This is a genomic window from Novosphingobium sp. SG751A (genome assembly GCF_013149295.1).
Taxonomy (GTDB): Bacteria; Pseudomonadota; Alphaproteobacteria; order Sphingomonadales; family Sphingomonadaceae; genus Novosphingobium.
Map to the genome: position 1 here is coordinate 185007 of NZ_JABGCB010000007.1, position 15632 is coordinate 200638.

Sequence of the window (15632 nt, forward strand, 5' to 3'; positions counted from 1 at the left end):
TTTGCGGCCCGCGCCGGACACAACGCTGGAAGCTCTGGAAAGTCAACAGGCTTGACAGGTCATTGCGCCGGTTAACAGGCATATTGCGCCCGATTACGCAAAGATATCGATGCGTCGACGCGTAACAGCCTGTTAATTCGCCCGTTCAGTCCCCGATCAGCCCCCGCTGGGCCGCCCATGCGGTCATTTCCTCGCGCAGGCTGACGGGCGGATGGGCCAGCCAGCCCGCCATCGCCGCGCTGATTTCGGCCAGATTGACGCGGCGGACCATATCCTTGATCGGCGCCACGCCCGCCGGCGTGATCGACAGGCGGCGGATGCCTATGCCCAACAGCGCCAGCGCCTCCAACTGGCGCCCGCCCATTTCGCCGCAGACCGTCATCGGCACATTATGCGCATGGCCGGCCACGGCGATGCGACGGACAAAGCGCAGGATCGCCGGAGAAAGCCAGTCATAACGCTCGGCCAGTTTGGGGTTCGAGCGGTCGGCGGCAAACAGGAATTGCGTCAGGTCATTCGTGCCGATCGACAGGAACGAGAGTTTGGGCAGCAGGATGTCCAGCACCTCGGCCAGAGCGGGCACTTCGAGCATCGCGCCATATTTGACCGCTTCGGGCGGGGTCTTGCCCAGTTTGCGCAGATGGGCCAGCTGCCCCTCGAACACCGCCTTGGCCGCGTCAAATTCCCATGGTTCGGAAATCATCGGGAACATCACCTGAAGCACCCGGCCGGCCGAGGCCTCCAACAGCGCGCGGGCCTGAACCTTGAGCAGGCTGTCGCGTTCGAGAGCCAGACGCAGCGCGCGCCAGCCCATCGCCGGGTTCTCCTCTTCGCCATCCTCGTCATGGCGCAGATAGGGCAGGCTCTTGTCGCCGCCGATATCGACCGTGCGGAACACCACCGGCTTGTTGCCCGCCGATTCCAGCACCTCGCGATAAAGCCGCGTCTGGCGCTCGCGGTTGGGCAAAGTGGCCGAAACGAGGAACTGAAACTCGGTGCGGTAAAGGCCCACGCCATCCGCTCCGGTCAGTTGCAGATTGGGCATGTCCTCGCGCAGGCCAGCGTTGATGTTGACCGCAATCCGTTCGCCATCCAGCGTGATCGGCACAACATCGCGCAGCGCGGCATATTTGGCCTGCTTTTCGCGATTCTTGGCATAGCGCTCGTCAAAGCCGATCATCATGTCGCGCGTGGGCCGGGCAAAGGCCAGCGCCGAATCGGCATCGAGCAGGATCGGATCGCCCTCGCGCACCTTGCCCCGCAAGCTCTTCACGCGGCCCAGCACCGGAATGCCCATCGCCCGGGCAACGATCACCACATGCGCGGTCAGCGAGCCTTCCTCAAGGATCACGCCCTTCAAGCGCCGCTTGTCATATTCGAGCAGTTCGGCTGGGCCAAGATTGCGCGCGATCAGGATCGCATCCTGACGCAGGCCCGCGCTGGCCGCGGTGCCCAACTGGCCCGAAACGATGCGCAGCAGGCGGTTGGCCAGATCCTCCAGATCGTGCATCCGGTCGGCCAGCAAGGGATCGTCGATCTGGCGCATCCGCATCCGGGTGCGCTGCTGGACACGCTCAATGGCGGCCTCGGCGGTCAGGCCGCTGTCGATCGCCTCGTTGATCCGGCGGCTCCATCCTTCGTCATAGGCGAACATGCGATAGGTTTCCAAAACCTCCTCATGCTCGCCCCCGCTGCCGAATTCGGCCTGTGACGCCATGCGGTCGATCTGCTCGCGCATCTTGTCAAAGGCGAGGTATACGCGCTGGCGCTCGGCCTCGGTGTCCTCGGCCACGATATGCTCAATGGTGATGCGCGGCTGGTGATAGACGGCAACCCCGCTGGCCAGTCCCTTGACCAGCGTGAGGCCGCGCAGTTGTTCGGGGCCGGTCTGGGCGGCGGCAAGGCCTGCGGCCTCCTCCTCGTCCACCAGATCAGCGTTGGCGATCAGTTCGGACAGGACCATGGCGACGGTCTGAAGCGCCTCGATCTCGACCTCTTCATAGCGGCGCGGATCGACATGCTGCACGCAGACCACCCCCACGCAGCGTTCGCGCCGTACGATGGGCACACCCGCAAAAGAGTGAAACTTGTCCTCGCCCGTTTCGGGGCGATACGAGAAGTCCGGATGCGCGGTCGCCTCGGCCAGATTGAGCGTTTCGGCGCGAGAGGCGATGGTGCCGACAAGCCCCTCGCCAATCGCCATGCGGGTGACGTGGACGGCTTCCTGCGCCAGACCCCGCGTGGCGAAAAGTTCGAGCATCCCTTCGCGCAGCAGATAGATCGAGCAGACCTCGCTATCCAGACTGGCGCCGATCACCTCGACCACGGTGTTCAGTTTGGCCTGCGCGTGGCTGCGCGAGGCCATCACCTCATGCAGGCGCGTCAGGATTGTGCGCGCGGCCGCCACCGCGCTGGAATTCGAGGTCGGGCCGAGAGGTGCAGTGGTCATGAAAGGGGGTTAGACCAAACATGCGTCTTTGCAAATGCGCCCGCCCCTATTTTTGCGCTAACCCTGCTTTTTGCGCCCTGTTTCACGCAAAAACGGGCCGAAATACGCTTCGCCCAAAAGTATAACGCAAAAGCTCATGCAAAGGCCCGATCCAGCGCAATAGGCCGGATCGGGCCGGGTTGATCTCGGATGGTCGGGATTTCAGCGTTCAGCCGGCAGGCTAAGCCTCGCCCTCATGCTGCACGCCATGCTGCATCAATGGTGCGCGATCTGGTCGCGGATCCGCAGCTTGTGGCGCTTAAGCGCCTGAAGCGTTACCGGGTCGGGGTGGGGACTCTTGAGTTCTTCGGCAATCCGGCGTTCAAGACCGGCGTGTTTGTTGTGCAGGGCGTTGATGTGGGATGCTTCCATTTTGGACTCTCCTCCATAGGCCATAAAGCCATTGAAAGTGACCTCCGCGCCAGCGCGGCCCCCTGATCCGGCCCCATGCGAAGGTCCGATCAGGGAAACCGTGTGGTGGGTGCCACCGGCTACCCCCCTATTTGCGGACGGCTGCAGACGCCCGCCCGATCGGGGCATGACGCGACATGCCTCCTGCGGCCATGTTCGAATCGCGTCATTTCCATCGATCAGACGCTCAAAGAAACATACTTTGACCCGCTTGCGAAGCCCCGAATATGACAATTTTAGGTAAGCCGTTTATGAGCGCGGCAAATTGTTTTTGAGCCTCGACGACCCGTGCGCCAAACTCATTTCACCGCAGTCCGCGCTGGCCCCTTGCCCCATGGCGCGCGCGCGATTAGAGCATGACGCAAGCGGCAAGATACCCTTGGCGGGAGCAAGTTTTGGTGACCGAAGAGGAACTGCGCAAGAAACTCGATGCGCTCAGGATCGAGCATCGCGATCTGGACGCCGCCATTGATGCGCTGACCCTTTCGGGCGCGGGCGATCAGATGCAGCTTGCCCGGCTCAAGAAGCGCAAGCTCAAGCTCAAGGATCAGATCTCGCTGATCGAGGATTACCTGATTCCCGACATCATCGCCTGAAGGCGGTTTTCAAGCGACAGCGGTTTTTGCCCCGCCCTTGCCTTAGGGGGGGGCGCCTTGCGCGTTCCATTGCCGGCCGGATTAATGTCCAAAACCGGGAATGTCCCAAATCGGGATCAGGGCTAGCCCCTAATGACATTGCAGCAAGCGCTAATATTTGATTAACCAATTTCATCATGAAGCACACCAGCAACATCAATCCCCGAATCGTCGAGGGGCTCTATTGCGAGGCACTGGTCCTCTCGGACGAAGTGCGCGCTGCCTTCGACCTGTCGGGGCGTATCGAAGAAACCGGGACGCATGAGGATGCCCCCCGCATCGCGCTCTCTTGTGAGGCTTTGCGCACGACAACGCGCATGATGCATGCGGTGGCCTGGTTGCTCAATCATCGCGCCTATTTCATGGGCGAACTGTCCGAATTCCAATTGCGCCGCTATGGCCGTCTGGCCCCCGATTTTCCTGCTGCCGATCCTGAAAGGCTGCTCCTGCTCAGCCCCCAAATCCGCAAGCTGATCGCCGCGACCGAGGAGTTCTACGCACGCCTGCTGCGCATCGATCGGGGCTGGCGCGAGGTGGCCCCCGGCGCCCCGCGCGCCATCGACCAGTTGCGCGCACGACTGGGCAGCGCGGTGGCCTGAGGCCTTTCCCTCGACACAGGGCGGGCAAAGCGGCATAGGCTTGGCTCATGAACATGCCCCCGCGCCCATGGCCCACCGGCGAGACCGAGCGACTCGAACCGCTCGTCCGGCGCATGCTGGCCAATAACCCCAGCCCGTTTACCTTTACCGGCACGCAGACCTATCTGGTGGGCGATGCGCGCGGGCTGGCGGTGATCGATCCGGGGCCGGACGATGCCGAGCATATTGACGCGCTGATGAGCGCCATTGGCGATGCGCCGGTGCTGGCGATCATGTGCACCCATACGCACCGCGACCATTCGCCGGGCGCCGCCCCGCTGGCGGCCGCCACGGGCGCGCCGATCATCGGCTGCGCAGCCCTGACGCTGGAGGATGATGGACCGCGCGCCGACGCTGCCTTTGACACATCCTATGCGCCCGACACGGTGCTGGCCGATGGCGATCTGGTGCGCCTGCCCTCGGCCACGCTGATGACCGTGGCCACGCCTGGCCATACCAGCAACCACCTGTGCTTTGCCCTGATCGAAAGCGGAGCGCTGTTTACCGGCGATCATGTGATGGGCTGGTCCACCACGGTCGTCTCGCCCCCTGATGGCGATATGAGCGACTATATGATCAGCCTCGACAAGCTCTATGAACGGGGCGACCGGGTCTATTACCCCGCCCATGGCCCGCAGATCGACAAGCCCCAACAGATGGTGCGCGGCATGATCGGCCACCGCCGCATGCGCGAACGCCAGATACTGCGCCTGCTGGAAACCGGGGCCAGTTCGATCGAGATCATGGTGGCGCAGATGTATCCGGGGCTGGACGTTCGGTTGCACCGAGCGGCGGGGCGCTCGGTGCTGGCCCATCTGATCGACCTGCAAAGGCGCGATCTGGTGGCTCAGGCGGACGAGGATCTCTGGATACTGGCAGGCTGAGCCGCCATCTTGCATGGCCCCCTCGCCTGGTGTAATATTCGGGCAACACACGTGGAGGGGAACAATCATGGCCTATTCGCCGACCTCGCCTGCCGCTCTGCTTTACCGTGACCGTCAATTCTTTGCCCGCATGACCATCGGTCTTGCGCTGATCATCGTGCTTGGCTTTGGCCAGTTTGCCGCGCTGGGGCGGGTGGATTATCGCCACGTCCCGCTCTGGTTCCATGTCCATGGCGCGCTTATGCTCAGTTGGCTGACGCTGGCGGTGGTCCAGACACAACTGGCCGCGCGCCTCTCGGCGCCGACACTGGCGCTGCATCGGCGGATGGGGTGGCTGGCGCTGGCTTATATCGCGGCCATTCCGCTGGTGGGGGGCATAACGCTGCATGCCGCGATCAGCGGGCAACTGGTGCCGCCCTTCTTCACGCCCGCCTATTTTCTGGCGCTCAACGCCTGTTTCCTGCTGGGCTTTCCCGCGCTGATCCTGCTGGCGGTGCTGCGGCGGCGTGAAACGGCGTGGCATGCGCGCCTGATTATGGCCGCCAATGTCCTGTTGCTCGATCCGGCGCTGGGGCGGCTTTTGCCGATGCCCTTGCTGGGGTCGAATGGCGAATGGCTGAGCATGACGGTCGAAATGGTGCCCTTTGCGCTGCTGGCCCGCCATGACCAGCGCCAGATGGGACATATCCACCCGGCCACCATGCTGGGCGCCAGCAGCAATATGGCGCTCCATATCCTGACCGCGCTGCTGGCACAAAGCGCGCCGATCATCACGCTGGCCGGTGATCTGGGGCAATAATTGCAGATTTCCCTTGGGGTCTTGCGCAATGCTCCCTATCTGGGCGGCAAAGCCAATGAACCCCAAGGGGATGTGATTATGACTGCCCAGAGCGCCAGCCTCGCCGGTCTTGACCTGCGCGCCGAAATCGACCGCCTCCGCAAGGAAAAGAACGCGGTCATCCTCGCGCATTATTATCAAAAGCCGGAATTGCAGGACATTGCCGATTTCGTGGGCGATTCGCTGGAGCTGTCGCGCAAGGCGGCCGAAACGGACGCCGATGTCATCGCTTTTTGCGGCGTCAAATTCATGGCCGAAGTGGCCAAGATCCTTTCGCCCCAAAAGACGGTGATCCTGCCCGACGTCAACGCCGGTTGCAGCCTTGAGGATGCCTGCCCGCCCGAAAAGTTCAAGGCTTTCCGCGAGGCGCATCCCGACCATATCGCCATCACCTATATCAACTGCTCGACCGAGGTGAAGGCGCTCTCCGACATCATCGTCACCTCTTCCTCGGCGGAAAAGATCCTCTCGCAGATCCCGCGCGATCAGAAGATCATCTTTGGCCCCGACCGCCACCTTGGCGGCTATCTCTCGCGCAAGTTCGACCGCGAAATGTTGCTGTGGCCCGGCGTGTGCATCGTGCATGAGGCCTTTTCGGAAACCGAATTGCTCAAGCTGAAAGCCCAGCACCCCGGCGCGCCCATCGCCGCCCACCCCGAATGCCCGCCCACCATCGTCGATCACGCCGACTATGTGGGGTCCACCAGCGGCATCCTCAACTATGCCAAGACCATCGACGCCGACACGCTGATCGTCGCCACCGAGCCGCACATCATCCACCAGATGCAGCTGGCCATCCCGGGCAAGACCTTCATCGGCGCGCCCGGGGCCGATGGCAACTGCAACTGCAATATCTGCCCCTATATGGCGCTCAACACGATGGAAAAGCTCTACATCTCCCTGCGCGACCTGACGCCGCGGATCGAGATCGAGGAAGGGCTGAGGCTCAAGGCCAAAGAAAGCCTCGACCGGATGCTGGGCATGGCTTCGGGTACTGTGGGTATGGGGGATTTGGGGGCAAGGTAAGGATTTTGCCTCCGGCGGGCAAAGGGACTCGTCCCTTTGCAATCCCGTTATTGGGGGGGGGCAAGGTCGGCAATGCCGGGTTTTGCGCGAGGGTTTGAAAGCCTGCGGCGCGGCGGAGTTACGCCAGATGCGCCGCAGGCTTTATCATTTCTGACGCTGCGTCCGACACCCATTGGCCGAACCCCATACGCAACGCAGACAGTAGCGGGAGCGCGAGGGTCTAGACCCTCGCATCTTCAACTACCCTTCTGAGAACACAAAAAAGGGCAGGGAAACCCCGCCCTTTTTCGCATCAATCCGGCGAAACTTACTTCACCAGTTCGACATGCTCGAAGTCCAGCTCGACAGGCGTCGCGCGGCCAAAGATCGACACCGAGACCTTGACGCGGTTCTTGTCGAAATCCAGCTCTTCGACGATACCGGTGAAGCTGTTGAAGGGACCGTCCAAAACCTTGACCGAATCGCCGATTTCGAAATCGACCGAAACGTGCTTCTTGACCGTGGTGGCGACGATTTCGCGGTGGCCGAAATAGCGGGCCGCGTCGCGTTCAGAAATCGCCTGCGGCTTGCCGTTGTGGCCAAGGAAGCCGGTGACCTTGGCGGTGTTCTTGACGAGGTGATACACATCGTCATTCATGGTCAGCTTGGCCAGCACATAGCCGGGCATGGTCTTGCGCTCGACCTGAACCTTCTTGCCGCGCTTGACTTCGGTGACCTGCTCGGAGGGCACTTCGATCTGCTCGACCAGCTGCGAGAGGCCAAGGCGTTCGGCTTCGGCCTGAATGGCCTCTTTGACCTTGTTTTCAAAGCCGGAATAGGCGTGGATGATATACCAGCGGGCCATATCTTACAGTTCCTATGCGTTTATTCAGGCGAGCGACAGCAGCGTGCGCACGATGTAGCCGAAGAGCGAATCGACGCCGAGGAAGAAGATCGCGAGGATCAGCATCAGGATGCCGACAAAGATGCCGGTCTGAATGGTTTCCTGACGGCTCGGCCACACCACCTTGCGCGCCTCAACCTTGACCTGGTTGAAGAACTCTCCGGGAGAGACCTTGGGCTTCTTATCTTCCATCGACGCGATTCCTCGAACAATGCCCGAAACCTCTTGAACCATTGCCGCCGCGCCGCCCCGGATCAGGTCCGGGAGGGGCTTTGCAAGGCTCCGATGTCGGGAGATAGCGGTGATCTAGTCCGACTTCCTCTATTTTGCAAGAGGGCCCGATTTTGCAAGAGGAGCCGGTTTAAGCCTCGCCAGCAAACTGCCCTGCCCGCGCCAGACGACCACGGCGCCCTCGGGCATCGTGTCGGGCGCGCGATCACCCACATACCACAGCCAGTCGGCTTGCCGTGCGGGGGCGAAATTGGCCAGATCCACCTTTTGCGTATGGTGCAGCAGCAATCGCTGCGAGGGATCGTCAAAATCGCGCCCGCCCTGCTTCAATTGCAGCATATGGACATGGGGCACCGCGAAATTGGCGTTCACCAGCGCATGGCGACGCACCACCGCATAGGCGCCGATATGTTCGAAATGGTTGAGCGGCCATTGCTCGCGCGTCACCAGCACGGCGCTGGCCACTTTGGCCCCCTGCGGCACATGGTCGAGCGCGGCCAAGATCTTTTCCATCCGCGCCGAATCATCGTGCCAGTCCTGCGTGGTGATCAGCAGACGCGCCACATAAAGCATCACCACCGGCGTGATCGCCCAGCCCGGCGCGCGCGGCCAGCGAATCGACAGGCAGCAGATCATCAGCCCGGTCGTCACCAGCCGGTAATCGGCATAATCGCCGCCCGAAATATGACGCGGCACCGCAATTGTCATGGCCAACAGCATCACCGCCGCCCAGCCCAGCCGTCCATCGAGCCGCCGCATCGCCGCGGCCACCAGAAAGGCCAGCGCCACCACCACCAGCGACAGGTAATCCAGCGCATAGACCGTATCGCGCATGGCCTTGAGCCAGATCGCCTGCTTATAGACCCACCAATAGGGCCCATAGGAGAACGTGCCCGCCGTGCCCGGCACCAGCACCATCACCACCAGCGGCGCCAGCAGCGGCCAAGGCGCAATAAACGCCCGCCAGCCACGCCCCATGCCCAGCTCATAGCCGAACAGCAGCACGCCCAGCACGCCCCACGCCGACAGATGAGACAGCCACACCGCCAGCCCGATCGGCACGAACAACGCCGCGCGCAGCCACCAGACGGCCCCTTTTCGATCGAGCCAAACCCAAAGCGCCAAGGCCCAGAGCGCCAGCGCCTGACCCAGCGCATAATTGAGCAGGCCGATCAGCATCATCGGCGACCACGCAAAAGGCATGGCCAGCAGCGAGGCGATGGTGACGCGCCCGTGCAATTGCCGGTCCACCGCGATCAGGCCCAGCGCGGTCAGCGGCGGGATGATCCCGGTGATGATCCGCCCGCCCGTCTCCAGCCCGAAAATCGCGGCAAAGGGGCGGATCAGGATGTCCACGCCCAGATTGCCCGTCCAGGCCCAATGGAACGAATAATAGCGCGCCAGATCCGCGCTGCGTCCGCCATCCAGCATCACCGCATAGCGCGCCAGATGCGCGGGATAATCGCTCATCTGCGGATAGCGCGCGACCAGAACGGGCAGGCACGAAGCCAGCGCCAGCAACACCGCGAACCAGTAAAGCCGCCTCTCGCCCGCGCGCGCGGCCGAAGACAGAGCCGGCGATGGATCAATCACACGCATGGTCTAGAAGATGCCCCACAGCATTGCCCGAAGCCGCATCCCTAGCCGCAGCGGCGCGATTGGCAAGTCGGCATTCGAGGGGATTTGGTCCAACCTTTGTGTGCAGGTCAGCCAAATGGCGCCCCGAAGGGCTTGATTATCATGCTTTCTGGGAAAACCCTGGCAGGAGCGGAGGAACTGCCTGAATTCATTAGAAACATAGACATAGTTTGGCTAACCGCCCCAAAGTGACCCAAGGAAGTCTGCGGCGTCTCGAACCATTTGGCTAACCTTTTTGGTCCCAAATGCGACCCTAACAGCGATCATCTATCTTCTAGCTTTATGGGCTGTCCTGCGCGTTGCTCCTGCGCACAGATTCGCACAGCCGCCCCAGCCAGCCACATCACCGCATGACATCAATTCGCTCGGTATTTTTGCGGCCATAAGATGGGGTTCCTCATCTTACCGCCCCCTTATCTGCAAACTGGTAACATTGGTAACATGCAATGAATTTCAGATGTTTAGGCGGTAATCTATCGGTTACATTGAGGTTATAAGATTACCTTGATTGATGGTAATATATGTAATCAATAAATATATTGAAAATCAGTGAGATAACCCCATACCCTTGAATATGTTACCTCTGAATAACCCCATGGAGGTAACCTGAAAAACGGCTGATTTCTGCGCCTTTGGAGGCCATGCCTAAGGGGTGGTGACCGATGTTACCCGTTTGCGACAAAGGGGGGTGTCCGCCAGCTCGACAGAGGGCGCACAGGTCCGGCCCCAAATGCACAGATTTCGATGAAAAAGGCGAAAGCGAGGCGTGGGGGCGAGGGCGTTTCAGCAGGTCTGGCGACGGCGCTCACCCCTCCCCTCCCGCCCTCGGGGACCGGGCATGCAAAAGGGGCCGCAGCGCGCCGCCACGGCCCCTCACAGAGCTTTCCCGAAGGGTTTGCGTTCCCGGCGCTACCCGCTGATGATCAGTTCCCTAGCCTGCTGTGAGCAGGCCGCACCGCCCACCGTGTAGCGCACACCGACCTCCTCGATCTGGAACTCGGCAAAGATCCGGCGCACCTCGGGCCGGTCATTGATCGACAGGATGAACCTCCCCTCGATCCTCCGCAGCACCTGCGCCATCTGCTCGAACTCCTCGCGCCCGAACATGCCCTTGCCATAATCGCCTTCGCAGCCGTGATAGGGCGGATCGAGATAGAACAGCGTCCCCGCCCGATCATAGCGCGCGACGAAATCTGCCCAGGGCAAGCGCTCGATCACCACGCCAGCCAGCCTCTCATGCGCGGCCTCGATCATCGGCCCCAGCTTCGTCACATCAAACCGCGCAGGCCGATCCAGCGACACCCCAAAGCCCCGCCCGGAAACCTTCCCCCCAAAGGCAAGTCGCTGGAGGTAAAGAAACCGCGCCGACCGCTCGAGGTCAGTCAGGCTATCCGGCGGCAAAGCGATCAGCTTTTCAAACCCGGCTCGGCTGGTGACCTGCCAGCGCAGCATGTCCATGAAGGGCTGATAATGCCGCTGCACCACGCGGAAGAAGGTCGAGACGTCCTCGCTCCAATCGTTGATGACCTCGGCATTCGGGCGCCGGTCGCGCCGGAAAAACACCCCGCCCATGCCCACAAACACCTCGGCATAGGTGGCATGCTCCACCGCATTGATCCGCTCCACCAACCGCTTCGAAAGATTGCGCTTCCCTCCGATATAGGGCGCCAGCGGACGGACCGGCGCAACAGGCGCAAGGGGGCATTCGAGATTCGACATCATCGCATTTGTTCCATATATGTTCCCGCGCCGAGTCGGCAGGCGGGATGGTCCCAAGGCGGGACCGATTGGGCCATGACGAAGATCCCTCGTCGGATTGGGCGTGCCACCGCCCCATCCCCCGCCAACCCGGCGGGCGGAATATCAGTTCCGCCGCGCGCCGGGAGCGCTGCTGACGGACACGATAGTGCCGTCCTGCTGGATCAGCCGCCCATCGGCGCAGGTCCAATCGCGGAAGGACAAGATCGGCACCCCGAACCAGTCGTTCATCCGCAACATGCGCCGGATGATGGGGATGATCTCGGTCAAGTAAAACGTGTCGAGCGCCTCGCTGACCTTGCCAAAGCCACCGCTGTTCTGGGGAATGATCCCGATCAGCGGCGGCGGCATCCGATGCGCGGCCAGCATGTCGTCACGGCTGATGCCCTTGACCGCCGTGAACTCATCATGGGCCGTGATGTTGCCGATGGGGATGACCTGAACGCCATCCTTCTTCCCGCCGGGCGAATAGATCAGCATATTCTTGAAATTGCCCGCGCCCTTGGATTTGCGGATCTTGTCGGTGATGTCGTCCACCATCGACTGATCGGCCAGCGGGTCATTGATGTAGAGGATGAAGCCCGCATGGTTGCCGTTGATGTAATAGCGGCGCCGAAACAGCGTCGCGTTTTCCGACAGCAACGCCGATTGCAGCGCCGAGAGCCATTCGGGCAGGCCATAGATCTCCTGCGCCACATCGGGCTGCATCAGGTGGAACACACGCCCCGGCTCAAATCGGTGTTCCTGCCCCAAAACGCCGTTGATAAACCAATAGACGTTGGCCTCGACCCCGGCCCGCGTATGAACCGCCGGGCTATGCTTGGCCGCCGCGATCCGGCCCGACAGGTTGGGCACGTTCTCCACATAGCCATTGCCCATCTGGACAAAATCCAGCGCGAACCGTTCAAAGTCATCGGCCCCAAGCCAGCGCGACGGCACCATTTGCGAGACCAGCAAATTGACCCGCAGGGCCACCGCGCTCCGGTGATAGGGGGAGACATTGAAAACCTGCGCCAAGCGCCCCATCGGCATCGGCGGCTCATACCAGCGGCCATTGTGCCAAAGCTCGAAATAGGCCGACAGGTCGCGCCGGTCTAAAACGCTCTCCGCATCGCCAAAGGTGAAAACCTCCCCGCGCAACGACGCGGCTTTCTCCGGCGCTCCCGCCTGCTCTTGCTCGATCACGGCCAATTCGGTCGAAGGGGCATCAGTCATCAATCGGCTCCTTAATCGTCATCAGAGGACGCCACCCGGCCTTGGGTCGCCCCATTGACGGCCCCGGCATCAAGCGGTTCATTGGAAAGTGCGTGAAGGATCGCCCATGCGACGTCCGCATGGCCGATCTCGCCATTGCGGCGGGCGATATAGGTGACACCGCGTCCGCTGCCGGTTCCGGCCGGGCGGATCGCGATGAAGGCCTGCATAACGTCCAGCCAATCGGCATCGAATTCGATGCGACCATTGTTGAAAACGTTCTGGCCCTTGATCACCAGCGCGGTTTTCGTGGCCACCGAATAGTCAATCTTGCGGGCGCGCGGGAACCATTTGACCACGTTTTCCCAAACAGCGGCCCCTGATCCGGTCGTATCGATAGAGATATCGGTGACGTTGTACCGCGCAGCCACTTCCCGGATGGCATCGGCCTGCCCCTGAAAGTCTTTGCCGTTAAGCCGGATCTTCTCCAGCACGCGGAACTTGCCCTTGCCCAGCACATCGGGCGGCGCGACCACCACCAGCGCGGCGTCATCGCGGCCCTGCTTATTCGGGTCATAGCCCAGCCATACCGGCTTATCGCCGAAGGGCCGCCCACCCGGTACATCAATGAGCGCGGGCCTGAAATCACGCCATTTGAGGAAGCTGTCCACGCGCGCCGGATTGATGCGGGCATAGGGAAAGCTGCTCTCGCTGTCGTCAATGTCTTCGCATTCAAACAGGTTGGCAAAGCGCTCTGTCGAATATTCAAGCCGCAGGTTCTCGACATTGACCAGCTTGCCCAGCCCCTTGGCCACAGCATCGTGAATGGTGACCAATTGCTGCCAACTGCCATCGGGCATGATGGCGCCCTTGCGCAGGTTCTTATGGCTGATGTCGAAGGGTTTTTGCTGCCCTTTGGGTCGCCCGGCATTCCATTCCTCGCCAGACCAGAAGCGATAGGACTGATGCGTCTTTGTCGATGGCGTGGAGAAATAGGTCTTTTTGTAAATCTCGTGGGTGGCCATGCCGCTGGCCACGCCATTGAGCTGGGTGAAGCCGTGGACCCATGCATATTCGTCAAAGTAGAAGTCGCCGCTTTCGCCCTGGGCGGTCGCGCTGTTGGTTGAAACCGGATAGAAGCCCACCGTATCCAGTGACTGGGCGGCGCATACCTCCTCGCCCGCCTCATCCGTTTCGGCCGGAAAATTGAGGTCGAGCAGGATGGGATTGCCCTTAAGCTCGACGCCGGTGACGCGCCGCACCCAATTGACGATTTCCCGGCGAAACTTGTTCGCCTGCCGCTGACTGGCCGATAGGAAGATCTGGTTGCGCGGCTTGCGATCCTCGCCCGCCAACGCGGCAATGATATCCTCGGCCACCTTGGCAAAGGCTTCGCGCGCGAAATAGACCGTGGCGCCGATCTGGCGGCTCTTGCGGATCTTGCGGGTGCGCTGGTCGCGCTGCTCCCACCATTCGAGCTGATATTCGAAACACCAGTCGAGGAAGTCATCGAGCAGGGCCTCATACTGCTCGCGCGTCAGGAAATTCTTGCGCTTGTCCGCCCGCTTCGCCTTGGCCTTGGCATCATTGCGGCGGCCAACGTTCTCGTTAAGATCGCCTTCCTTGCCGGTCTCGCCAAACTTCTCGATCCGGGCCGCGCGCTCCATCATCCGCATCAGGTGATCGACGCGCTTCATGTCGCCTTCGGTGTAAGGCTCCCGGCAGAGGTAATTGGCGATCTTGGCCTCAAGGTGATCCTGCACCACGCGCACCGGCTTGTCGTCATCCCACGCCCCGCGCCGCTTCCAACTGGCCACGGTGTCGTATTTCTCGCCAAGCTCGCGCGCGATCTCGGCCATGTCATAGCCACGATGATACATCGACCGCGCCTCGCGGGATTTGGCGCGCGTCACCTGTCGGCTCTGGGCCGGGCGCGCGTCATCATCGGGGGCATTTTTGGTGGGCATGATCCTGCCATGCCCTGATCTTGTGCCCGCGCGCGCCATGCTTGCCGGGTAAAGCGCCCCCTTACCGCGCCCGCGCGTTGCAGGATGGCCGGTGGCCGTGGATTTCAGGGGGCATGCTGATCCGCCCCGCCCAAACCCCAATGTCTACGCCCGGAGTATCCCGATGAAGACCAAGCCCTTCCTGCTCGCCACCGCCGGTTCGACCGTCGATGGCCGCGTGATCGATGACAAGATGATCGAGGAAATGGCCTCGAGCTATAATCCTAAGACCTATGGCGCGCGGCTCAATATCGAGCATATCCGGGGCATCAGCGGGCAGGCCCCGTTCAAGGCCTATGGCGATGTCGATTCGCTCTCGGTCGGCGAAGTCGAGGTCGATTTCAACGGCACGATGGAAAAGCGCAAGGCGCTCTATGGCGTTTTCGATATCACCGCCGATGCCAAGGCGCTGAATGAGGCCAACCAGAAGGTCTATTCCTCCATCGAGATCGAACCGAATTTCGGCGGAAAGGGCTTTGCCTATCTTATGGGCTGCGCGCTGACCGACAGCCCGGCGGCCATCGCCACCGAAAGGCTGCAGTTCAACCGCAACCGCCCCGGCACCATCAACCTGTCGCGCGATGAAGTCACCGCGCTGGAACTGGCCGATGATGGCGGCATCACCGATGGGGGCAAGGGCCTGCTCGCCAGCATGAGCGCCATGTTCGACAAGTTCACCGCCAGCTTTGCCCCCGCGCCCAAGTCGGAAGACAAGCCCCAGACCCCGCCCGAGGGGCAGCAGCCGGCCACTTTCGATTTCAGTACCTTCCGCCCGATGTTCGAGGAATTCAGCAAAAGCATTGCCACCTCCATTGATGGCTTGCGCAGCGAGTTCCGTGCCGAAGCCGATGCCTTGGCCGTCAAGTTGAAGAAGCTGGAAGACACGCAGGAAGGCACTCCCGCCCACAACTACACCTTCCGCCCGCCTGCCAATGGAACCTCGCAGACCGCCAAAACCGACTGCTGATCCCTCGACTGCCCAGCCCCGCGCCCATCCACCGC

The 15632-nt window shown here is 61.7% G+C and carries 14 protein-coding genes; 6 read left to right on the forward strand and 8 right to left on the reverse strand.

Annotated elements, in window-relative coordinates:
- Positions 1–145: 145 nt before the first annotated feature.
- Together ptsP and FHW96_RS26735 are read right to left on the reverse strand one after the other, a co-directional pair.
- Positions 146–2449, reverse strand: a complete 2304-nt coding sequence (gene ptsP, locus FHW96_RS11445; RefSeq protein ID WP_172340695.1) for a phosphoenolpyruvate--protein phosphotransferase — start codon at positions 2447–2449, stop codon at positions 146–148.
- A 255-nt stretch (positions 2450–2704) separates the two neighbouring features.
- Positions 2705–3028 (reverse strand): YdcH family protein, encoded by a 324-nt coding sequence (locus FHW96_RS26735; RefSeq protein WP_371815694.1) that lies wholly within the window; start codon positions 3026–3028, stop codon positions 2705–2707.
- A gap of 269 nt (positions 3029–3297) precedes the next feature.
- Here FHW96_RS26735 and FHW96_RS11455 point away from each other — a divergent pair, with 269 nt between their 5' ends.
- The 5 genes from FHW96_RS11455 to nadA all read left to right on the forward strand — a co-directional run bounded on the left by FHW96_RS11455 (position 3298) and on the right by nadA (position 6920).
- Positions 3298–3495 (forward strand): DUF465 domain-containing protein, encoded by a 198-nt coding sequence (locus tag FHW96_RS11455; RefSeq protein WP_172340697.1) that lies wholly within the window; start codon positions 3298–3300, stop codon positions 3493–3495.
- 176 nt (positions 3496–3671) lie between these two features.
- Positions 3672–4133, forward strand: a complete 462-nt coding sequence (locus FHW96_RS11460; RefSeq protein WP_172340698.1) for a DUF1465 family protein — start codon at positions 3672–3674, stop codon at positions 4131–4133.
- Between the two features lie 47 nt (positions 4134–4180).
- A complete protein-coding gene (locus FHW96_RS11465) occupies positions 4181–5056 on the forward strand; it encodes an MBL fold metallo-hydrolase (RefSeq protein ID WP_172340699.1) in 876 nt (291 codons plus the stop codon).
- Positions 5057–5123: 67 nt separating this feature from the next.
- On the forward strand, positions 5124–5855 hold the full coding sequence (locus tag FHW96_RS11470) for a hypothetical protein (RefSeq protein WP_172340700.1): 732 nt from the start codon (positions 5124–5126) through the stop codon (positions 5853–5855).
- Between the two features lie 78 nt (positions 5856–5933).
- Complete coding sequence (nadA, locus tag FHW96_RS11475) at positions 5934–6920, forward strand: quinolinate synthase NadA (RefSeq protein ID WP_172340701.1); 987 nt, start codon at positions 5934–5936, stop codon at positions 6918–6920.
- 307 nt (positions 6921–7227) lie between these two features.
- Here nadA and nusG read toward each other — a convergent pair whose 3' ends face one another.
- The 6 genes from nusG to FHW96_RS11505 all read right to left on the reverse strand — a co-directional run bounded on the left by nusG (position 7228) and on the right by FHW96_RS11505 (position 14591).
- Entirely contained in the window at positions 7228–7764 is a 537-nt protein-coding gene (gene nusG / locus FHW96_RS11480; protein WP_172340702.1) for a transcription termination/antitermination protein NusG, read from the reverse strand.
- A 24-nt stretch (positions 7765–7788) separates the two neighbouring features.
- On the reverse strand, positions 7789–7995 hold the full coding sequence (gene secE / locus FHW96_RS11485) for a preprotein translocase subunit SecE (protein ID WP_172340703.1): 207 nt from the start codon (positions 7993–7995) through the stop codon (positions 7789–7791).
- A 129-nt stretch (positions 7996–8124) separates the two neighbouring features.
- Positions 8125–9627, reverse strand: a complete 1503-nt coding sequence (locus tag FHW96_RS11490; RefSeq protein ID WP_172340704.1) for a hypothetical protein — start codon at positions 9625–9627, stop codon at positions 8125–8127.
- Between the two features lie 954 nt (positions 9628–10581).
- Positions 10582–11394 carry a DNA adenine methylase gene (locus tag FHW96_RS11495; RefSeq protein ID WP_172340705.1) on the reverse strand — a complete coding sequence of 271 codons (813 nt, stop codon included), beginning with the start codon at positions 11392–11394 and terminating at the stop codon, positions 10582–10584.
- A gap of 141 nt (positions 11395–11535) precedes the next feature.
- Entirely contained in the window at positions 11536–12645 is a 1110-nt protein-coding gene (locus FHW96_RS11500) for a phage portal protein (protein WP_172340706.1), read from the reverse strand.
- An 11-nt stretch (positions 12646–12656) separates the two neighbouring features.
- Positions 12657–14591, reverse strand: a complete 1935-nt coding sequence (locus tag FHW96_RS11505) for a terminase large subunit domain-containing protein (protein ID WP_172340707.1) — start codon at positions 14589–14591, stop codon at positions 12657–12659.
- A 163-nt stretch (positions 14592–14754) separates the two neighbouring features.
- On the opposite strand from FHW96_RS11505, the gene FHW96_RS11510 reads away from it, so the two are divergent.
- A complete protein-coding gene (locus FHW96_RS11510) occupies positions 14755–15597 on the forward strand; it encodes a GPO family capsid scaffolding protein (RefSeq protein ID WP_172340708.1) in 843 nt (280 codons plus the stop codon).
- Positions 15598–15632: the final 35 nt, after the last annotated feature.